16 protein-coding genes are annotated in these 22,376 nt (G+C 46.3%); 9 read left to right on the forward strand and 7 right to left on the reverse strand.

Annotation, left to right across the window (positions count from 1 at the left end; genetic code table 11):
- Positions 1-392: 392 nt before the first annotated feature.
- The 6 genes from NC996_RS16590 to NC996_RS16615 all read right to left on the reverse strand — a co-directional run bounded on the left by NC996_RS16590 (position 393) and on the right by NC996_RS16615 (position 5,860).
- Positions 393-1,556, reverse strand: coding sequence for an LptF/LptG family permease (locus tag NC996_RS16590; RefSeq protein ID WP_242037484.1), 1,164 nt, complete (start codon positions 1,554-1,556; stop codon positions 393-395).
- A 194-nt stretch (positions 1,557-1,750) separates the two neighbouring features.
- Positions 1,751-2,479 (reverse strand): LPS export ABC transporter ATP-binding protein, encoded by a 729-nt coding sequence (gene lptB, locus NC996_RS16595; protein ID WP_190413049.1) that lies wholly within the window; start codon positions 2,477-2,479, stop codon positions 1,751-1,753.
- A gap of 95 nt (positions 2,480-2,574) precedes the next feature.
- The gene (locus NC996_RS16600; RefSeq protein WP_190672660.1) at positions 2,575-3,087 is read right to left on the reverse strand and encodes an LptA/OstA family protein; all 513 of its coding nucleotides are present in this window, start codon (positions 3,085-3,087) and stop codon (positions 2,575-2,577) included.
- A gap of 132 nt (positions 3,088-3,219) precedes the next feature.
- On the reverse strand, positions 3,220-3,621 hold the full coding sequence (locus tag NC996_RS16605) for a DUF309 domain-containing protein (RefSeq protein WP_190683774.1): 402 nt from the start codon (positions 3,619-3,621) through the stop codon (positions 3,220-3,222).
- A 623-nt stretch (positions 3,622-4,244) separates the two neighbouring features.
- A complete protein-coding gene (locus NC996_RS16610) occupies positions 4,245-4,607 on the reverse strand; it encodes a ferredoxin thioredoxin reductase catalytic beta subunit (protein WP_190413052.1) in 363 nt (120 codons plus the stop codon).
- Positions 4,608-4,702: 95 nt separating this feature from the next.
- A complete protein-coding gene (locus NC996_RS16615; RefSeq protein ID WP_190683777.1) occupies positions 4,703-5,860 on the reverse strand; it encodes a DUF58 domain-containing protein in 1,158 nt (385 codons plus the stop codon).
- Positions 5,861-6,068: 208 nt separating this feature from the next.
- Between NC996_RS16615 and NC996_RS16620 the strand changes: the two genes are divergently transcribed.
- On the forward strand, positions 6,069-7,289 hold the full coding sequence (locus NC996_RS16620) for a type IV pilus twitching motility protein PilT (protein ID WP_190413054.1): 1,221 nt from the start codon (positions 6,069-6,071) through the stop codon (positions 7,287-7,289).
- Between the two features lie 268 nt (positions 7,290-7,557).
- Here NC996_RS16620 and typA read toward each other — a convergent pair whose 3' ends face one another.
- Entirely contained in the window at positions 7,558-9,348 is a 1,791-nt protein-coding gene (typA, locus tag NC996_RS16625; RefSeq protein WP_190413055.1) for a translational GTPase TypA, read from the reverse strand.
- A 341-nt stretch (positions 9,349-9,689) separates the two neighbouring features.
- Between typA and NC996_RS16630 the strand changes: the two genes are divergently transcribed.
- The 8 genes from NC996_RS16630 (at position 9,690) to NC996_RS16665 (ending at position 22,365) form a co-directional block, all read left to right on the forward strand.
- Positions 9,690-12,122 (forward strand): PAS domain S-box protein, encoded by a 2,433-nt coding sequence (locus tag NC996_RS16630; RefSeq protein ID WP_190683787.1) that lies wholly within the window; start codon positions 9,690-9,692, stop codon positions 12,120-12,122.
- A gap of 41 nt (positions 12,123-12,163) precedes the next feature.
- A complete protein-coding gene (locus NC996_RS16635; protein WP_190413057.1) occupies positions 12,164-12,610 on the forward strand; it encodes a response regulator in 447 nt (148 codons plus the stop codon).
- Positions 12,607-14,154 carry an ATP-binding protein gene (locus NC996_RS16640; RefSeq protein WP_190413058.1) on the forward strand — a complete coding sequence of 516 codons (1,548 nt, stop codon included), beginning with the start codon at positions 12,607-12,609 and terminating at the stop codon, positions 14,152-14,154. The genes NC996_RS16635 and NC996_RS16640 overlap by 4 nt, the downstream gene beginning before the upstream one ends.
- Before the next feature lie 193 nt (positions 14,155-14,347).
- Positions 14,348-15,370, forward strand: a complete 1,023-nt coding sequence (locus tag NC996_RS16645) for a serine/threonine-protein kinase (protein WP_190683790.1) — start codon at positions 14,348-14,350, stop codon at positions 15,368-15,370.
- A gap of 307 nt (positions 15,371-15,677) precedes the next feature.
- Positions 15,678-16,334, forward strand: coding sequence for a hypothetical protein (locus tag NC996_RS16650; RefSeq protein ID WP_242031304.1), 657 nt, complete (start codon positions 15,678-15,680; stop codon positions 16,332-16,334).
- Between the two features lie 109 nt (positions 16,335-16,443).
- Complete coding sequence (locus NC996_RS16655) at positions 16,444-17,016, forward strand: HD domain-containing protein (protein WP_190438723.1); 573 nt, start codon at positions 16,444-16,446, stop codon at positions 17,014-17,016.
- A 361-nt stretch (positions 17,017-17,377) separates the two neighbouring features.
- Complete coding sequence (locus NC996_RS16660; protein WP_190683793.1) at positions 17,378-18,808, forward strand: AAA-like domain-containing protein; 1,431 nt, start codon at positions 17,378-17,380, stop codon at positions 18,806-18,808.
- Entirely contained in the window at positions 18,805-22,365 is a 3,561-nt protein-coding gene (locus NC996_RS16665) for an AAA-like domain-containing protein (RefSeq protein ID WP_190683795.1), read from the forward strand. Before NC996_RS16660 ends, NC996_RS16665 begins: the two co-directional genes overlap by 4 nt.
- The last annotated feature ends 11 nt before the right edge of the window (positions 22,366-22,376 follow it).

The following is a 22,376-nucleotide window of genomic DNA, read 5'->3' on the forward strand; positions in this document are numbered from 1 at the left end:
AGGGATTGTAATTCGATTTTATACGCTATTGCCTTGAACAGGAACTGTCTTAATATACAGTTTGTTAAAAGATTTCTTTCATTTTTGTAAAATTTTAGCCAAGCTTTTAGTTTACTAAAGTTTAAATTTAGGAAGTTAGAAAGGTTGCGATCGCTCGACGAGCATTAGTTACTAGAAACCGAAAAACACTCACTGAGGGGCAGGGAACAGATATGCCTCTACCAAGAACGGGTAGGTTTATAGATATGCTTAGGCCATGTGCAACTTTTTCTCTCCCCAATGAATTAGGGAGAGAAAAACAGTAATTTGCACAGTGCGTTATGCTTCGCTATCGCTCAATATCTTGAGCGAGAACCATCCCTACACGACTGACGATGACACTACCTTAAAGTTTAGCGGGCAGCTCGAAGCAGGAACCACGCTCCCGCTCCCAATCCAAACAGATTCGGTAACCAAGCAGCAATTACGGGAGAGAGGAAGTTACTTAGTCCCAGAGCATCACCAACGGACATTAACAAATAGTAAGCAAAAATGACGATCACGCTAATCCCAAAACCCGTCGCTTTACTGGTGCGAGTCGGTCTATTGGCTAAAGCGGCACCCACAATACCAAAAACGACACAAGCAAAGGGTAAAGCTATTTTTTGGTGAATGCGGATCAGAAGCTTGCGAATTTTTTGTTGATTACCACTGAGGCGTTCTAATTTCAGACGTTCTCTGGCTTGTGCAAGATTCATTTCGCCGTAGTCGCGCCCAGAATTTGCCAAATCCAAGGCGGTACGAGGCAGCTGCAACTGTTGGTGTTCAAACTTCAAAATATTGCGGTAGGAAGCATCGGGAGAGATTAAATAAATCGTGCCTTTGAAAAAATCCCAGGTGTTTTGTCCTGGATTCCAAGCAGCAGATTGCGAAGTAACAATTTGATTGAGACCCTCCTGAGACCAATCTAAAATTGTCAATCCCTCCATCTTCTGACCGTCAAATTTTTCTGCATAGAACAGGCGTTTTAACACTTGTTCTCTGTCGCCATTGGGTAGCTTAACTTTCGTATATTCTGGATAAAAAATATTGCGTTCTTGGAAAGATGGCTTTTCTTTATTTAGAGCTTTATCTAGACTAACTTTGGCTTGATAGTTCGCAGCGGGTACTACATACTCATTAAACGTAAAGGCGATGCCGGTCACAACAAAACTCAGGACGATCGCTGGTAGCACCAATCGATAAATACTCACCCCGCAGCTACGCAGGGCAACCAACTCACTGTCAGCGGAGAGACGACTATAGGTTAATAAGGCAGCCAGTAGCACTGAGGCAGGAAAGGCATACGCCATAAACTGTGGCAGACTTAACAGCAGGACTTTCAAAACGAGCGATGCTGGTAGACCTACATCCACAGTCCTTCTCATCAGGTCAAATAAACTGCCAATCGTTACCCCGATGGAAGAAAAGAATCCCATGCCAAATAGGAAAGGAGCGACCAGCTCGGTGCCAATATAGCGATCCATCACCGAGACTGTCGAAATCAGGGGGGAGAGCGGATTGAAAAATTTGGTCATTGGTCAAGGATCGATGGGTAGGTAACGGGTAATGGGTAATGGGTAATGGGTAATTGGAGGAAAGTTTTAAGGAGTAGACTTACGGTTATCGCGTCTGAAATTTTGAATTCAAAACTCTCTTGTGGTTTCAAAATTCAATGCTTCTTACTGATGACTCTTGTAATTACCAATTCCCGATTACCGATTACCCAAGGCTATCTTTGGAAGTCATCTCCTAAGTAGTACTGTCGCACTAAGGGGTTATTGTAGAGTTCTTCTGAATTGCCAGAGGCGAGGATTTGTCCGTCGCGCATAATGTAGGCTCGATCGGTGATGGCGAGGGTTTCGCGGACGTTGTGATCGGTGATTAAGATGCCCATGTAGCGATCGCGCAGTCCGGCAATAATTTTTTGAATCTCCGATACGGCAATCGGATCGACACCGGCAAACGGCTCATCCAATAGCAAAAATTTTGGCCCTTCTCGCCCCGACGCTAAGGATCTCGCCAACTCGGTGCGCCGACGTTCTCCCCCAGATACCCGAATTCCCAGCGTATTTGCTACTTTTTCTAGCCGAAACTCTTGCAGCAAACCATTTAGACGGTTTTGCCACTCGCGACGAGGCACGCCTGTTTGTTCCAGCACCAAGAGAATATTGTCTTGGACGGTGAGGTTGCGGAAAATACTGGCTTCCTGAGCAAGATAGCCAATGCCTAAATGCGCTCGTTTGTGGATGGGTAAGGTGGTGATGTCCTGGTCATTCAGCCAAACCGTACCTTGATCGGGTTTTTCCAAGCCAGTTGCAATGTAAAAGGTCGTCGTTTTCCCAGCACCGTTAGGGCCGAGTAGTCCCACGACTTCCCCTTGCGCCACCGAAAGGTTGACGCGATTGACGATCGCACGTTTGCCGTAAGACTTGTGAATATTCTCCAGTACGATTTTCATTGAGAACTAGCTAATTGTTCATTGCTAATGGCTAACTGCTAATTATTAAAAGCCATTAGCGATTAGCCATTCGCGATTAGCCATGTGACAAATGGCTAGCGACTATTCGGCGTTTTGAAGGCTGGTTTAGGATTGACGGCGGGAGCTGGTGGCGCTACGGGTGTAGTTGGAGAATTTGGATCGGCGACCAGATAAACTGATTCTACCTGCCGATTGGACTGAGGCAGAGCAACAAAGCGTCCTTCATCGATCAGATAGGTGATTGTCTCGCCTCGGAGACTATTGCCTTGTTGCAGGACGTAGACGTTCCCACTCAGAACGATGCGGCGTTCTTTGCTGAAATACTGAGCTTGGGCAGCAGTTGCCTGGATCTGCCGCGAGGGGTAATACATTTGCACGTTGCCACGAGCTGTTACTACACCTGTTTTCGAGTTGGCTTCTTGCACATCAGAACGGACGGTGAGGGCGCGTCCGTCATCGGCGGTTTGAGCTTGGGCGGTTTGGATTTCGGTGGGGATAGCGATCGCTCCCGCTAAAACAGCTGGCAGCATCAGCACTAATCCCAGGCGACGCATTAGACTTTGATTAAATTGAGATGAGGTCATCATGGGTCTTGCGGAGACATCAAAGACGGTGATCGGCTCTTGTGCCTAGTTTACTCTCTCTAAAGGATCGATCTAGAACAAATCCAGCGATAACCAGGCACAACAATCCCGACGTTTCTGAGTCTTGAGAAGTTTCTAAGCCTCTATTCGCACTATTTTTGGCAACTTTGAAGCATTCTCGTCTTGTTGCATCTGCTCTACAAAATCAACCACGTTTTCTGCTCCAGCTTGTTGCAGTGCCGTCAACAGTTCGGCACTCTGTTCCCGCAGTTCGGTGACATCAATTCCACTGTAAGCAGGTTCGTATGCCTCCAAGCGGCGCATTCCCTCTCCCAGTAAAATAACTGCACCCCGCCAGTTAAGGTTGCCTAGGTGATAACATCCAACGGCAATTTGCAGCACTCCCTGATAAAACCTTTTTTCCGGCTCGCTGGCTTCCATCCACAGAGCCTCTAAGGTGTCGTGGCAGGCGTAAAATTCATGCTGATTAAACTCTTCGATCCCTTGCCAAAATTCAGATGGGATTTCTTCAGTCATTAGTCGGGAACTATATTAATAATTTCATTACTCTGCCGTTTTCAGTTCCCTACCGTCAAGCACCTTCCCTCGTGGTTATGGTTGTGTTCAGGCATCACCACACTTATCGCTCCAGACGAAGATGCCTATGTTTAGCTGCTTCGCGCGTGGGTGATGGAAAGCCTCCAAAACAAGCGATCGCTTTAAGTTTTTAACGGATAGAAAAAACTGCTGTGAAATGTCTTTATTTAAGTTTAAATAAAGTTTAATAGAAATTCATTTTTTTTTAATCCTATTGACCAATATCACATTTTGAGTGGCTTTTTTAATTGCTTAGCTTGCGCTCGCTACTTGTTTTTAAAATTCCAATCTTACTTAATTGTTATAAGGTTTATCAGCCCAGGCAAACCAATAAAAAGTGGATTTTAGGCGATATTTCTTTCCTGATTTATCCAACCAAGCGGAATTTAAAAAATTCTTTTAGCACGCGGGAGGCTTTATTTTGAAGACTTTCTGGGACGTGTGGCTGTTACAAACATGATAAATTTGATGCTTCAGCTAATCGCTAATCTATAATTGGAAGTTAGGCTAAAAAGCATTTATAATTAGCAATTTTTCAATTAGCGATTAGCTAGAGCAAATCGTTACATACTATCGCGTACAGCTTTAATTTCTTCAAGAGAGATTTCCTGCATCTCACCGCGAAACTCGTTATCTTCTGTCAGAAATAACATGCAGTGGCACTCTTTCCGCTCTCGCATCGGTACGCAAGGACAATTCCAGAAAGTTGCATGTACCTCTGCTTCTTTATCTTCGTAGTGGCGACAGGGACACAAAGGGGCACCAAGATCATCTTTATGCTTGGCGAGTCCTTCAATCACTACGGCTGTTACGGAAGGATCGACGCAGAAGTAGGTGCCGGTACGCTTGGCGTAAGTTTCGGAGAAATGGCGCATCGCCTCTAGACTTTTTTCGCTAGATTTTGTTTCAGTTTCTGATGGGTTCATAATATGAGATGACGCGAGATCGACAGGTGTTTATGCATTGTATCTTAAGCCTTTTCCTCAAGGGGATTGGCTGGGATCGATGCAATCGGGCAAGCCTACTTCAGAGGGGATTGTAGCTGAAGTTGTAGCGGCTGCTTGGTATTGATGACAATTCCAGGGGAATTACGATTCACAGGCATTGCAGGCTCAGTTAAAGACTCCGGCATCCAGATCATCCAGCGGCTACCGGGGGGTAAAGAGCTTAGAGTAACATGATTGGGAGTCAGCCAGATTAAGGGAAGCGTCGGTGGATCTCCAGCATGGGCATCTTCTCCGGCGTAGGTTGCGGCTAGAGTTTCTAAAACCACGCGATGACCTTGCACTAAACCTGTGAAGGCTGTCCAAAGTTTTACACTTAACTGACGCCCACTGGCATAGAAGTACAGGGATGCTGCCGCAATGACTGCTTGCTCAAAATGCTCTGGATTCCAACTGGTGGCGCTATCGAGGCAGATAATTACTTCTTGTCCACCTGTAAAGACTTCTAGTTCGCGTACCTGGAATTCACCGTAACGGGCACTGGTTCGCCAGTGGATTAAACGAGTGGGATCTCCGACTCGATACGGACGAAGCGATCGCGTGACTCCTTCTGTTGCAGCTTGAGAACGGCGATCTAAACTCAGAAACAGGGGGCTTTTTTCTTGCCCAATTTCATCCACCATCGGGCAGTTGGTGAGGGGTAAAACGGTGGGATAAACAAATGCCGTAGCGGCAACTTCACGCTGGCGGCGACACCAGAATAATCCCACAGGGGCGGCAGTTCTCAGTTGTACGGTGTTCCACCGATAAACCCCGCGTTTTTGCGTGGGTAGGTAGTAAACCCAGTGGTGAACGCTATGAGGAGAAATCGTTTCAATTGCCGTTTGTACGGGTTGTCCCAATACAAAGGGAAGAACGTCCCGGACTAAAAGTAAGGTTTTGGGATGGTTAACCGGATTTTCAATTTCTAATTCAATGGTTAAATCGTCGCCGACGCTGACGGGCTGGATAGGGCGTCGGGTGACTTGAAGATGACGAAGCGATCGCACGGATAGGAAGCTTGCAATTCCGAGTAGCGCAAAGCTGAGGCCACTAATAACATACAGCCACCCCGCCATTGTGTTCGTGGCAGCTCCAAAAAAACAGACGGCGATGATTCCCAATATCCACCCAGCGTAGGCTGGCGTTACCCACCGAGTTTCCAGCCAGTCTGCTATCCGATTACCGATATTCATAAACAGCGCTGCCCAGTCTAGAGTCTAGCTATCCCAGCACCTTAACAAAATTCTGATTACAAATAAATAAGAGATTTTACACCTGTCTGGTAATTTTTTAGAATTAAGGACATTCACGGTTGACTTAAAGAAAATTTTTAAAGGCAAGATCCATTAAACTGTGGTTTTACCGATGCTGCCGGACCCAGTAAGTACCCAGGGGGAAAAAATGACCAAAGCCAATGATGCTGAAGCGACTCGCGCACAAGCTCCTTCACGCATGCCACCACCACTACCGCCACCACCCGTTCCTCCGCAGATGCAGCCAGGGCGACCCCCAGAAGTTAACAGCGCGACTTCCATCAAACAGATGGTGAAAGATGCGTATGCTCAAAAAGCCTCGGACATCCATATTCGAGTGGGGCAAGTTCCCAGATATCGGATTCGAGGTCAGATGGTAGAGGCTGAGGGTCAGCTCAAGGTAACACCTGAAATTTTTGAGCAAAACCTTGCTGAGATCCTGACTCCTGCTCAGCGAAAGCAGTTTGCAGAAAACAAGGAACTGGATACGGCAATTTTCTACCCAGGTTTCGTGCGCTGTCGGGTGAATTGTTTTGAATCCCTGATGGGCGGAGCAATGGTTCTGCGTTTGATCAGCCTAGAGATCCCTTCGCTTGATAGTTTAGGCTTACCGCAAGTCCTCAAGGATATTGTAAGCAAACCGCAAGGATTGATTCTGGTGACAGGTCCCACGGGATCGGGAAAATCAACGACCTTAGCGGCGATGATTCGTCATCTGAATGAGACGACGAATAAGCACATTGTCACGATTGAAGACCCGATTGAATTCGTCCACCCTTCCCAAAAGTGCTTGGTTAGCCAACGGGAAGTGGGTTTGCATACCAATGAGTTTCACGCGGCACTGCGGTCAGTTCTGCGGGAAGATCCAGATGTGATTCTGATTGGGGAAATGCGCGATCGCATTACCGTTAATACCGCGCTGCAAGCTGCCCAAACAGGTCACTTAGTTTTAGGCACTCTGCACACCCGCAACGCCATCAACGCGGTTAACCGCTTGTTGAACTTGTACAACGCCGATGAACAGCCAGCCATGCGAATTCAAATCACCGATTCCTTGGTGGCAGTGATTGCACAACTGCTGCTGCCAACCACGGATAGTCGTCGCACGGCAGTCCATGACATCTTGATCAATACCCCGGCGATGCAAGATTACTTGCTCAAGGGTGACGATGAGGAAGCTTATCGATTGATGCTAGATGACACGTTCGATGGAATGCAGGTGATGAATCAGGCGCTTTACGACCAAATGCTAGAGGGTCGGATTACTCTAGAGGCGGCATTGAGTGCTTCCCCAGATCCCAACGATCTGGATCGCCGTATCCGCACAGGTGGAATTGACGCTTCTAGTTCGACTCGTACCTGGATGTAAGCTGGGTTTTACAGGAAAGTTAGAGCGATCGCATTTCGGATGTCATCTATAGCAGTTTGCAGTTAAGTGGAATCTATTGCATTTCTAACGTTGGTTAGGGGCATGGCATTGCCCCATTCCTACTTTCCTACTGATGTATGGCAGTGTATGGCATCGGAACGATAAAGGCGATAAGGAATGCGCGATCGCTCTAAAAAAAAGCCCGCGATGGCGGGCTTTTTTCGTGTAGCTCCCAGGCTTCAACCTGGGGCTATTGTTGTCGAATCATTTACCGCTTCGCCAACTTCTTCGTCACCTTCCGCAGACGAATTGATTTGGGAGTAACTTCCACCAATTCATCTGAACCGATGTATTCCAAGGCACGCTCCAAGCTCATATCGATTGGCGCTTGCAACTGCACTAATTCATCACCGCCAGAAGCACGGTGGTTCGTCAGCTGCTTCGCCTTGCAGACATTAAGTTCCAAATCTTGAGAGCGGTTGTGTTCCCCGACAATCATGCCTTTGTAAACTTTGGTGCCCGGAGTGATAAAGAATGCACCCCGATCCTCAGCATTCTTCATCGCGTAGAAGGTAGCAACGCCTTCTTCAAATGAAATTAAGACACCGTTGCGGCGAGTTTCCATATCGCTGGTGATGGGGCGATAGTCTAGGAAGCTGTGGTTCATAATCCCTTCGCCACGGGTGAGGCGCATGAATTCACCCCGGAAGCCGATTAAACCACGGGCGGGAATCACAAATTCTAGTTGAGTGCGACCCGTGGCACTCATCTGCATATCTTGCATTTCGCCCTTGCGCTGCCCCAAACGTTCGATACAGCCACCACTCGCTTCTTGCGGGACATCCAGCACCAAACATTCGTAAGGTTCGCAGGGTTGACCGCTGACTTCGCGGAAAATCACTTGCGGCTGGGAAACTTGAAATTCATAGCCTTCCCGACGCATGGTTTCAATCAAGATGCCGAGGTGAAGTTCGCCTCGACCGGAAACGAGTAATTTATCGGGAGAGTCGGTATCTTCAATCCGCAGGGCGACGTTCGTTTCAAGTTCGCGGAACAGGCGATCGCGTACTTGCCGTGATGTCACCATCGTCCCTTCCTGTCCGGCAAAGGGCGAATCGTTCACCGAAAAGGTCATTTGCAAGGTAGGCTCATCCACCTTAATCAACGGCAAAGCTTGCGGTTCGTTTGGACAAGTAATTGTCTCGCCAATATTTGCATCGGCAAAACCAGCCACCGCCACAATATTTCCCGCGGAGGCTTCTTCCAAATCAATTCGCTTTAAGCCTTCAAAACCCATCAACTTGGAGATTTTACCTTTCACAATGGCGCTGGTTTCCGTCACCAAAGCCACTTGTTGCCCCATCCGGATTGTGCCGTTATGGATTTTTCCAATCACAATCCGACCCAGATATTCAGAATAATCCAGGGTTGTCACTTGCAGTTGTAGAGGCTTATTCGGATCGCCTACAGGTGGCGCGACATGGTGCAGAATTGCCTCAAACATGGGCTGCATATCCATGTTGTCGGATTCCAGGTCATTTTTGGCATAACCATTGATACCGGAGGCAAACAGATAAGGAAAATCGCACTGATCGTCATCTGCACCCAATTCCAAAAACAGATCCAAGACTTTATCAATTGAGCCGTGGGGATCGGCTTGGGGACGATCGATTTTGTTGACGACAACGATCGGGCGCAGTCCCTTTTCTAAAGCTTTTTTCAGCACAAATCGCGTTTGGGGCATGGGGCCTTCATTGGCATCTACAATCAAGATGCAGCCATCCACCATGCCTAACACCCGCTCGACTTCACCACCAAAATCGGCGTGTCCGGGGGTATCAATAATATTGATCAGGGTTTCTTTATATCTGACGGCGGTATTTTTCGCCAGAATTGTGATGCCTCGCTCCCGCTCTAGGGCATTGGAATCCATGACGCAATCAGGAACGTCTTCGCCTTCGCGGAAGATGCCAGATTGCCGGAGGAGGGCATCAACGAGGGTTGTTTTGCCGTGATCGACGTGGGCAATGATTGCGACGTTACGAATAGGGAGCGTCATAGAAGCGTGCCAGAGAGGGTGTTGAGATTGAAATAGATGTCTCTTGGCTTATTAACAGAATTTGGGATTTAACATAAATCCTGTAAAGAAGCCTTAACAATTCTAGCTTAATCGCCCGAAACATGGCGCTAGTTTTATGCATCCCCGATCCTTCATTTTTGTTTTGCCTTTCCGGTGCCAGTGCGCGTGAGGCACAGGCATCACAGACACTATTTGACGCAATGATTGCGGTAGCCGTGTGAAACGAATCACTGCCAAGAAATGCGATCGCCCTTAGCCTAAATGAAGACAAGAATTGGCGAGGAAAATCTTATCACCAAGCACAACATGAGGGAGACTTCATGCCAGATTTCCTGAGAACCCTTTTGGCTTCAGCAGGGTTTATTCCCCACGGACACTGCTATCTATGGAAGCCAGATTTAGTTTGGCTTCATGTTTCGTCAGATGCTTTGATTGCGCTGGCATATTATTCGATTTCATTCATGCTGGTCTATTTCGTCTACAAAAGACGAGATGTGCCTTTTAACTGGATTTTTCTGCTGTTTGGCAGCTTTATCATCGCCTGCGGCACCACTCATCTAATGGAAATCTGGACGCTGTGGCATCCTACTTACTGGCTAGCCGGATGGATCAAAGCGTTTACTGCAATTGTCTCCCTCGGTACGGCGGTGCTGCTGTCAGAATTGATCCCTAAAGCGCTGGTTCTCCCTAGTCCAGCAGAATTAGAAGCGGTAAACCTGGCACTGAGAAACGAAATACTAGAGCGTCAGCAAGTGGAGGAAGCGCTACGCGAAAGTGAAAGACGGTTCCGCGCCATTTTTAACCAAACATTTCAATTCATTGGATTACTAAAACCGGATGGCACTGTCTTAGAGATTAATCAAACAGCGCTAGAGTTCGTTGGAATTAAGGCGGCGGATATAGTCGGTCGTCCATTTTGGGATGAAGTTTGGAACCTACCGACCGAATTCCTGAATCAGTGGAAAGCAGCGATTACCGAAGCAGCAAACGGTAACTTTGTTCGTTTTGAAGGGAATCTGCCCACTCCTCAAGGCACAATGTTTGTTGATGCCTCGCTCAAACCTGTGAAAGACGAGACAGGACAAGTGGTGCTATTGATTCCCGAAGGTCGGGAAATTACCGAGCGCAAACGGGCAGAAGAAGCATTACAGCGAGCTTACGAGCAACTAGAAATTCGGGTTCGGGAACGAACGGCAGAATTAATAACCATAAACGCATCGTTAGAAGCTGAAATTGCTGAGCGTAAACAGGCGCAAGCAGCACTACACCAACGAGAACAAGAACTCAAAGCACTAATCGAAAATACTCCAGATATCATTGCCCGGTTCGATCGAGATTTACGTCATATCTATGTCAACTCAGCAATAGAACTGGCAACAGGAGCACCGTCTGAGGTATTTATCGGTAAAACGAATCGCGAATTAGGAATGTCTGAGGATCTCGTCTCCCAATGGGAAAGCATTTTCCGCCAAGTTTTTGAAACGGGTCAAGAGAATGTTGTTGAATTTCAGTTTCCGACACCGAATGGTCTGAAATATTATCAATCTCGCCTGGTTGCAGAATTTACCGAAGACGGTTTAATCAATTCTGTACTGGGTATCTCCCGGGACATTACTGGACTGAAGGAGGTGGAAGAAGCGTTGCGGAACAGCGAGCAACGATTCCGTGCCACTTTCAATCAAGCTGCTGTCGGTATTGCAGAGGTAGAAAGGAATGGACAATGGCGACTGGTGAACCAAAAGCTTTGCGATATTACTGGTTACACTCGTGAGGAACTTTTAGAACGAACTTTCCAAGATATTACTCACCCTGATGACCTCAATACTGACCTCGAAAATGTTGGTCGAATGTTAGCTGGTGAGATTTCAACATACTCAATGGAAAAGCGCTACATCCGCAAAGACACCTCCCCAGTCTGGATTAATCTGACTGGATCGGTTGTGCGTAATTGTGCAGGTGAACTCAGGTACTTTATTGCCATTGTGGAAGACATTAGCGATCGCAAACGATTCCAGCAGGAAATTACACAACTCAATCAAGACTTGGAACGCCGGGTGGTCGAACGGACTGCACAACTCGAAGCCGCCAATCGGGAACTGGAAGCTTTTTCTTATTCGGTGTCCCACGATTTACGTGCGCCACTACGGAGTGTTGATGGGTTTAGTCAGGCGCTTTTGGAGCGTTACGCTGACACGCTGGATGAGAAAGGCAAACACTACCTGCATCGGATTCGTGCAGGCAGCCAGCGCATGGGAGAACTCATTGATGACCTGCTGGAGCTTTCGCGGGTGACACGCACCGAGATGCGTACCACGGAAGTTGATTTAAGCGCGATCGCTTCTGAGATTGTCATTGAACTAAGACAGTCGCAACCGGAACGACCCGTTGAAGTTGCGATCGCTCCAGGCATTGTTGCACAAGGGGATGCGCGGCTTCTACGAATAATTCTGGAAAATCTACTTCATAACGCCTGGAAATTTACGTCAAATCGCTCATATGCTTGTATTGAATTTGGCATCACACTAAAGATAGATTCTCAACCTGCTTATTTTGTACGTGACAATGGCGCTGGCTTTGACATGGCTTATGCCAACAAATTGTTTGGAGCCTTTCAGCGCCTACACTCAATGACTGAGTTCCCCGGAACTGGCATTGGACTGGCAACTGTCCAGCGAATCGTTCACCGCCACGGTGGTCGAGTATGGGCCGAAAGCGCAGTAGAACAAGGTGCAACTTTTTATTTCACGCTCTAAGGCGGGCAGAATTTAAACTTAGCTTCTAAACGGAAAATAAATTGAATAACCGACACATCCTATTGGTGGAAGATAATCCTGACGATGAAGAGCTTACCTTACTTGCTTTGGATCAAAGCGGTATTCCATACAATGTTGTAGTAGCCCGCGATGGAGTAGAGGCACTCGATTATCTGTTTGGTACGGGTAGGTACACTGACAGGGACATTAACAGACTACCCGCAGTCGTTCTACTAGATATAAAAATGCCCAGAATTGATGGTTTAGAAGTGTTGCAACGACTGCGTGCCAACGACCTGACAAAACTCTTGCCAGTCGTCATTCTCACGACATCAACAGAGGAGCAAGACCGACTCAACGGCTATAGCTTCGGTTGTAACAGTTACATTCGCAAACCTGTAGATTATGTACAATTTATGACAGCAGTAAAGCAGTTGGGAATGTATTGGCTGCTTTTCAATGAAGCCCCGCCGTTACTAGGAATATGATGAATCAACCGCTGCGAGTTCTCATCGTTGAAGATTTAGAAGATGATGCTGAATTACTGCTCAACGAACTAGAGCGCGGTGGTTACGAGCCGATTTACGAGCGGGTAGATACAGCTGCTGCCATGAATACAGCACTAGATAAACAACATTGGGATATTGTCATATCAGACTACTCAATGCCCACTTTTAGCGCTCCTGCTGCTTTAACTTTGTTGAAAGACAAAGGGCTAGATTCACCATTCATTATTGTTTCCGGCAACATTGGAGAGGATGTCGCAGTCGCTGCGATGAAAGCTGGAGCCTCTGACTACTTGATGAAAGGCAACCTGGCGCGATTAATTCCCGCAGTTGAACGCGAGTTGCGCGAAGCCGTTGAGCGGCGCAAACGGCGCGAAGCAGAACAAGCTTTACGGGAAAATGATGAACGCTTCCGCTTACTGATCGAAAATGCCTTAGACATTATCGCTGTTCTAGATACTGATGGCACTATTTATTACACAAGTCCATCCGTTGAGAAAGTTTTAGGTTACAAACCGGAAGAGCTAGTTAGCAAAAAACTCTATAATTTTATTCATCCTGAAGACGTAACTGAGGTGATTGATACTCTCAATCAAGCAGTTAAAAAAACCGATATTACTCTATTTACAGAATTTAAATTTCTACATCAAAATAGCTCTTGGCAAATATTAGAAGCAATTTGCAAAAATTTTATTCCCCAGTCAGGAATTCCTAGAGTTGTTGTCAACTGCCGGGACATTACGGAACGGAAGCGGACAGAAGAAGTTCGGATTGCTTTGGAAAAAGAAAAAGAACTGAATGAAGGGAAATTTTACTTTGTTTCAATGATGGCCCATGAGTTTCGCAATCCCCTCAACACGATCCTCATGTCTGCCGAACTCCTTGAACATTACAACTATAAAGCTACTGAAGAGCAAAAAGCTTTATATTTCAATCGCATTCGCTCGGCTGCCAAACATATGACACAGTTATTAGAAGATGTTTTGACAATTAGTCGAGCAGAAATTGGAGAATTAGAGATTAATGTAGAGCCTTTTGATTTAAAACAATTTTGCCACGATTTGATGGAGGAAATTCAGTTTACAACTGGGAAAGAACACACGCTCATCTTTGCCAGTAAATGTAAATGTGCCCAGGTATATATGGATCAAAAACTTCTATGGCATATTCTGACAAATTTGGTCTCGAATGCAATTAAGTATTCACCGCAAGGCGGCACTGTCCAGCTTGAACTTTCTTGTCATGATGGACAGGCAACAATTCAAATTAAAGATGAAGGAATTGGCATTCCTCCAACCGACCAAGAACGACTATTTGAAGTGTTTCACCGAGCCAAAAATGTTGGCAAGATTCCCGGTACAGGGCTGGGATTATCAATTGTTAAAAAATTCGTGGAGTTGCACGGCGGTCAGATTTCCGTCAGTAGTGAAGTTGGGGTAGGCACTACTTTTACTGTGCTGTTGCCATTGAACAGTCAGATGTCTACCGAGGAGTTAGACGATGCGACTGCGTATTTTGCCAATTAAACTGTCATTTATAGCAGTTCTCAACTACCGAGCTTCACGGTAGAGTATCACAGCCATGAAGATTGCTTTTTGCTTAGGCTAAAGCGCGATCGCTTGTATTTGTACTTTAAATATAGTACGCTTGTACTAAGTTAAATTGAATACCTCTTCAGACCGCGCCAAAATCGATACAAGCGCAAGGGAGTCAGAAATAATGGCTTGGAATCCTGGGCAGAAGTTGCAAAACGGCAAGTACACGATTGAAAAAGTGCTAGGACAAGGTGGTTTTGGGATCGCCTATTTGGTTAAAAACAAAAAAGGTAAATTGCTTGTCATCAAAACCCTCAACCACTTTCTGCAACGCCAACACGACTTCGGCAAATTTCAGCAGGATTTTCTGAATGAAGCGGTGCGGTTAGCCAAATTTAATCATCCTCATATCGTCAAAATTGATGAAGTCATTCAAGAGGATGGGCTGTGGTGCATTGTGATGGAATATATTGCGGGAGAAAGTCTAGCCCATCGAGTTTGGCAGAAAGGGGCAATGTGCGAGGCGGAAGCATTGCGCTACATTCAGCAGATAGGTGACGCCCTGACGCTAGTTCACAACAATGGTTTACTACATCGGGATGTCAAGCCACTCAACATCATGCTGCGTTGTAAAAATGCCGATGTTGTCCCTTCTGAGATGGAGGGCGTCTTGGAAGCGGTTCTCGTTGACTTTGGCATTGCCCGCGAGTTTACCCCAGATATCACCCAAACCCAGACAGAATTTTGCTCCAGCGGCTTTGCCCCGATTGAGCAGTATGACTGGCGCTTCAAACGGGGTGCTTATACTGATGTTTATTCTTTAGCTGCAACGCTTTATACCTTATTAACGGCTCAAGTCCCTACACCTTCACCAATGAGAGCGTATGGGATGGAACTCACACCACCCAAACGCATTAATTCTCTCCTCGGCGATCGCGTAAATTACGCTATCGTCAAAGGTATGGCCTTAAAACCAGAAGATCGCCCTCAGTCAGTGCAGGAATGGCTAGCATTGTTGGGAATCTTACCTCCCCCAAATGCTAACCCCAGTCCTCTTGTCCAATTGCAGGAGCGATTGCGTGCAGCACAAGAAAATAAATTAAATGGTAGTAATGAGTGGCGGGAGCGATTCCGAAAAGCGCAAGAAGACAGATTAAAAGATAATCATAATTGGCGCGATCGCTTGCGAAAAGCTTGTCAAAAGTGACAGAGAAAAGATGGCTCCGATAGCCGAATCTTGAAGTTGTCAGTTCGGGATGCGGTCGCATCCTGAAACTCATTGCACTCAAATAAAACCTAGTTTCCCTCGTTTTTGGGCGCTGACGCCCGGAAAAACGAGAATCTGGATGCGCTGCATCCTTAAGACCGTGGGGAACTTAGAGCGATCGCTTTGCCGTCAGATCCAGGTAAGACTGAGAAGCGAAGACTGCTAGTTTTTGTCCTTTTACCATGTTCTGGGATGAAAGGGCAGCTTTTTATGAGTAAATACCTAATGCAAAAAAAATTCTAAGGACATGGTGAAACCGCCTCACCGAATGATGTTGATGGGTGCCTATATTTTTGCTGGTTTACTGTTTACTAAACCAGCACAGGGATTAGTTTTTCCTCAGCACTTGCCAAAACCGCTGGTAGTATCAGCAAGCATTTTTCTGAGCGCTCAGCCTTATACACCTTCACGGGTTTTAGAAAAAATACCACCGGAATTGAGTCCAGAGCCAACCCTGGACGATTTTAATGCCAATATTTGTCAGGATATTCCGATGGGCGTTGGCGTTCCAGGATTTCAACCAGGAGTACATAATAGCGTTGTCCAACGAATACTCGGCAGTCCCGGCGTAACCACTAGAGGTTACTGGCCGAATACTCGTGCCATATCCTATCAATTAATCCCAGATCAGGTGAGCCTGGGTTTTTTATTTGATAAAAATTCTGGACTCATACGCCAAACTGAAGCATCTTTTGCCCAATGGGTGAATAGCGAGATCGTCCTAGTGACGTTGAATAGTATGTTGGGTTGCAAGCTCAACGACGCCATCAAGCAGGGTTTACAACAGGTGCAGCAGCGTCAGTCTCCCAAATTCTTTTTTTCTCTAGAGTCCCTGCGGGGAGTGATTGAGCGGGATAAGGGCGATCGCGTTTATATTGGCATTTGGGAGGCAGGCTTACACTAAAGATCGGTAAGTAGTTGGGAATTAGTAATGGGTCATTTGTCATTCGTCAGCAGCCACATACCAACGACTAAAAACGATCGATCGTTACCCATTACCCAAAATTAAAATGATTCTCTCACAACGCTTTACAGATGCCCTGACCTTTGCCACCGCCTTGCACGCGAACCAAATTCGCAAAGGTTCAGGTGTTCCCTATATTTCCCATTTACTCGGCGTCACCAGTATTGCCTTAGAGCATGGGGCGAATGAAGATGAAGCGATCGCTGCCCTACTCCATGATGCCATCGAAGACCAAGGCGGTGCCGCGACACGAGAAGAAATTCGCCGTCGGTTTGGAGATACCGTTACGGAAATTGTCAACGGTTGTACCGATGCTGACACAACACCCAAACCCCCTTGGCAGGAACGCAAAGAAGCTTATATTGCCCATATCCCGACTGCTTCAACCTCGGTGCGTCTTGTCTCAGCAGCCGATAAACTCCACAATGCCCGCTCGATTTTGACTGATTATCACATTGTAGGCGAGGCAATTTGGGAACGTTTCCAAGCAGGCAAACAAGGAACCCTTTGGTATTATCGCTCTTTGGTTGGCGCATTTCGCAAAGCCGGTTCATCACCACTCATTGATGAATTAGAACGGGTCGTTTCAGAACTAGAACATCAGGTAGACAAAGCGACTTAAGCTGCTTGATTGACAAATCTCTTGAAACCCTGCCAATTTGTAGGGTGGTCTTGTGCGGGAGCGGTATCATTACCTTTACAAGAGGCTAGATGCTTTTGCCGTAGTTGTTTGGGTTGCCACCTGATTCTTAAGTAGAGACCCCCTAATTCCTGCACCCAACATCTTGACTACAGGAAGATACAGCGAAGGAAGTTACAGGAATTAGCATATTTTCCTTTTATTTGACAAATAATTCAGACAAAAATTATCTATTTTTATCGATAAAAAGTAAGAATATTAAAATAGAATTTTTTGGTTTTAGGAACCGAAAATTCTGTAGACAACTTGCTAGATGTGATTCTACGTCAAATGATGTCATCGTATGAATGTAGATGAAGTTTTGGAAGCCGTAGAAAAAGTTCTGCTTTCTCGGCAACTCAGTCCCGTTGAGCGATTAATCTTGCGTCGCTCTTGGTTAGGAGACGATTATCGTGAAATGGCACGGGATTCTGCTTACAGTATCCCCTACCTCAAAGAAGTTGGTTCCTACTTGTGGCAGGCTCTCTCCGCAGCACTCAACCAGAGAGTGACGAAAAAAAATTTGCATTTACTCGTTAACCTGCACCAGCAAAACCGGACAGATAAACAGCAAAATAGAGCGCAAGAGGTGCAAACATACACAAAAGTAGAAGATAATTTTCCAGCTTCAGAAACAGAGACTGAGCAAAAATTTCCTGGGGGTCCTGTACCGCTAGATTCTCCTCTCTACATCAATCGTCCCCCGATTGAAGAACTCGCCTACACTGAGATTACCCAACCTGGATGTCTGCTCCGCATCAAAGCACCCAAGCAGATGGGGAAAAGTTCGCTACTTATCCGGATTCTGGCTCGCGCTACAGATGTTGGTTACAAAACAGTCTCTTTAGATTTTCAGGAAGCCGACGAAACAGTTTTTGCCTCCCTCGATAAATTCCTACGCTGGTTCTGTGCCAATGTCAGCAGACAGTTGAATCTCAATCCCCTAATGGATGAGTTTTGGGATGAGGATATGGGCAGTAAAGTTAGCTGCAAAATCTATTTTGAGGGTTATCTGTTCAAGCAAGTTAACAGTCCTCTGGTGTTGGCTTTGAATGAAGTTAATCGGGTTTTTGAGCATCCCAAAATCGCCTTAGATTTTCTCCCAATGCTGCGATTTTGGCACGAACAAGCACGAGCAGTGGAAGTTTGGCAAAAGCTCAGACTTTTGGTTGTTCATAGTACAGAAATTTATATTCCGCTAAAGCTGAATCAATCCCCCTTCAATGTCGGGATATCCATTGGTTTGCCCCAGTTTTCCAGCAAACAGGTGCAGGATTTGGCACAGCGCTATGGACTTGATTGGAGCGATAAAATAGAGACACAAAATGGCACTGCCTGCGGCAATGATTACACATCTCTACTAATGGCAATGGTGGGCGGACATCCCTATTTGGTAAGCGTAGCGCTTTATCACCTGCGTCGAGGAGCGATGACATTAGACGAGTTATTGCAAGTGGCTCCTACACCCGCTGGGATTTATAGCGACCATCTACGGAGTCATTTGGTAATGCTCCAAGATGAACCACAGTTAGCATCTGCTTTGCAACAGGTTGTTACTGCTGATGAGAGCGTACAATTAGAAGCGATCGCAGCCTATAAGTTAGAAAGCATGGGATTGATCCAAATGGATGGAAATCGGGCAAGTCCCAGCTGCCAGCTATATCGTCTCTATTTTCGCTCGCAGCTAGGAGAGAAAAAAGAATGCCAATGCCACTCCAAGAATACTGAGCGATGAAATACCAAGTCGGTGGCAGTCTAACCAGCGAAGCTCCCAGCTATGTACAACGAATTGCAGACTCCCAACTTTATGAAGCATTAAAACAGGGTGAGTTTTGCTACGTTCTCAACTCCCGACAAATGGGCAAATCCTCTCTGCTGGTGAGAACTCGCCATCGCTTGCAACAAGAAGGGTTTAAATGCACTGCTGTGGATATGACTAATATCGGCAGTGAAAATATTACGCCGACTCAGTGGTACAAGGGAATTGTTGCCGATCTGTGGTCGGGTTTTAACTTGTTAGAAAAACTTAATTTGAAAGCTTGGTGGCGAGAGCAAGAAGATATCTCCCTACTCCAAAGGTTGAGCCGATTTCTTGCCGATTTGTTATTGGTTCAATTTCCGAATGAAAGACTATTTATCTTTATAGATGAAGTTGATAGCATTTTAAGTTTGGATTTTCCGGTCGATGACTTCTTTGCCTGGATTCGGTTCTGCTACAACCAACGAGCCATCAATCCAGAATACAGACGGATTACTTTTGCAATTTTTGGTGTAGCAACCCCAAGCGATCTCATTGTTGATAGAAACCGAACCCCCTTTAATATTGGGAAAGCGATAGAACTAACTGGCATTCGACTGCACGAAGCTCAGCCATTAGTGAAAGGATTAGAGGTAAAAGAAGGAAACTCACAAACCGTTTTAAAAGAAATACTAGCCTGGAGTGGAGGGCAACCCTTTCTCACCCAAAAGCTGTGTAACTTAGTAGGGAATCTTGTTGACACGCGATTGAGCGAGTCTGAGACGATGAACAGCGTTCTGACCATTCCTCCAGGAAATGAGGCGTTTTGGGTAGAAAACCTGGTGAAGACACGCATCATTCACAAATGGGAAAGCCAAGATGAACCAGAGCATTTAAAGACAATACGCGATCGCATCCTTCGCAACGAGGAACGCACTGGCAGATTTTTGGGAATTTACCAGCAAATCCTACAAGGTGTGGAAGTACCAACCGATGACAGCCGAGAGCAAATAGAACTGTTGTTATCAGGCTTAGTGGTAAAAGCTCAGGGTTATTTAAAGATAAAAAATCGAATCTATGAAGAAGTATTTAATCTCGAATGGGTAGACAAGCAATTAAAGGAACTGCGCCCTTACTCTCAACTTTTTGATGCTTGGATTGTTTCAAAGCAAAAGGATGCATCGCGGCTGTTGCGCGGACAAGCGCTGAAAGACGCTCAAATATGGGCACAAGGTAAAAGCTTGAGCGATTTGGACTATCAATTTTTAGCCGCTTCTGGCGAATTGGATAGGTTGGAAATGCAGCAAACTCTAGAAGCAGAACGGCTGAAAGAAGTAGAAGCGCGACTGGCGGAGGAACAAAAAAGATTAGCACTAGAGAAAAAAAGTTCTAGGCGACAAAGGTTTTTGCTTTTTGTCGTAAGTATTGTATTAATTTTAGCTTGTGCATTGGGGCTAGCGGTTTATGTTCAGTATCGGCAAACGGCTGTAAGCGAGATCAAAGCGATCGCTAAATCTTCCGAAGCACTATTTGCCTCAAATCAAAAGTTAGATGCACTCGTACAAGCGATCGCAGCACAGCGACGATTAGACAAGTTGAATGTTGCAGATGCAGATATTCAGCACTCAGTGAAGGAGGCTCTCCATCAGGCTGTTTATGGAGCGGTTGAATATAACCACTTATCCGGGCATGACAATGTGGTTAATGATGTAACGTTCAGCCCTGATGGCGAACTCATTGCCTCAGCTTCTGCGGACAAAAGCATCGATCTTTGGAAAAAAGACGGTACAAAACTGGGAACGCTTCAAGGTCACAACAATACGGTTTGGGGTGTCGTATTTAGCCCCAGAGGGGATCTAATTGCTACTGGTTCTGGGGATAACACCATTAAACTTTGGCGCAAAAACAGGACAAATTCACCAGACGGAAAGCCGATTTATACCTTGTGGCAGACCTTAAAAGGACATACCAAAGACGTTGCAGAAGTCGCGATCGCTCCTAACGGTCAGACCATTGCATCTGCTTCTAAAGATAAAACAATTAAACTCTGGAGTACAGACGGCAAACTGCTGAGAACTCTCACCGGGCATACGGATGAAGTTGCCAGCGTTGCCTTTAGCCCTGACAGTCAGATCGTTGCATCTGCTTCTCACGATAAAACCATCAAACTCTGGAGTACAGACGGTCAACTACTGAGAACCCTCACCGGACATACGGATAGAGTTAGGGACGTTACCTTTAGCCCTCAAGGAAATCTGATTGCCTCGGCGAGTTGGGATAAAACAGTCAAACTTTGGCACCTTGATGGAACTTTAGTCCAAACCCTAACTGGACACAGCGATGCAGTAGGCAAAATCGCTTTTAACCCTCAAGGTCGTTTAATCGCCTCGGCAAGTCTTGATAGAACAGTCAAACTTTGGAACCTTGACGGGACTCTCGTAAAAACCCTGCCAGCCGCCAAGGATGTCGTCTCTGGAGTGGCTTGGAGTCCTGACGGGCAATTCCTCGCCTCAGCCAGTTGGGATGGCCCAATCGCTCTCTGGAAGCTTGATGACAGTTTTATCCAGACTCTTAACGGGCATCAAGCATCAATTTACACCATAAAATTTAGCCCTGATGGTAAGACAATTGCCACCGCCAGTCGCGATCAGACCGTTAAACTTTGGCGGCTTGATGGTAGCTTAATTCGCACTTTCCCCAAACAAGCCGATAAAGTTTTTGGAGTCGATTTCAGCCCAAAGGTCGCCACCCTTGCTACAGGCGGTTATGACAGCACTGTTCGGTTGTGGCGACTGGATGGAACCTTACTCCACACTTTTACTGGACATCAAGGCAGAGTCTTCGCCGTTGATTTCCATCCAGATGGACAGTCACTCGCCTCGGCGGGTGAGGACAGAACCGTCAAAGTCTGGAGGATTGACGGCACTGAATTGGCAACTCTTCAAGGACATACCGATCACATTAACGGAGTGGCATTTAGCCCTGACAGAGAACTCATTGCTTCAGCAAGCGTGGACGGCACCGTCAGACTTTGGCAGTGGGATAATGCCACATCTGGAACACCCAGCTACAGGCTTCTACACACGTTAAAAAGCCATCGCCGTCAGGTGGCTGGAGTGGCATTTAGCCCTGATGGCAAGACCCTAGCTTCAGCAGGTATGGATAGCATGGTGAGACTTTGGCGGCGCGACGGTACAGAAATCAGAGCCTTGAAGGGACACAAAAATGGGGTGTTCGGGGTAGCATTTAGCCCTGATGGGAAGTTAATCGCCTCAGCAAGTTTCGACGGCACAGTCAAACTTTGGAGGTACGATGGTCAAGAGCTTGAAACCTTAAAGGGACATAGCGATGGGGTATTTGGAGTTACCTTTAGCCCTGATGGGAAGTTCATCGCCTCAGCAAGTCAGGATAGAACCGCAATTTTGTGGAATTTAGAGCGAATTTTCCAGCTCGATTTCCTCCAGTATGGATGCGATTGGGTGCGGGATTATTTGCAGACGAATGCAGATGTGGAGGAAAGCGATCGCCATCTTTGCGATGGAATTCAATCCTGATTTACATTAGG

Source organism: Trichocoleus sp. ST-U2 (genome assembly GCF_039961875.1).
Classification (GTDB): domain Bacteria; phylum Cyanobacteriota; class Cyanobacteriia; order Cyanobacteriales; family FACHB-T130; genus FACHB-T130.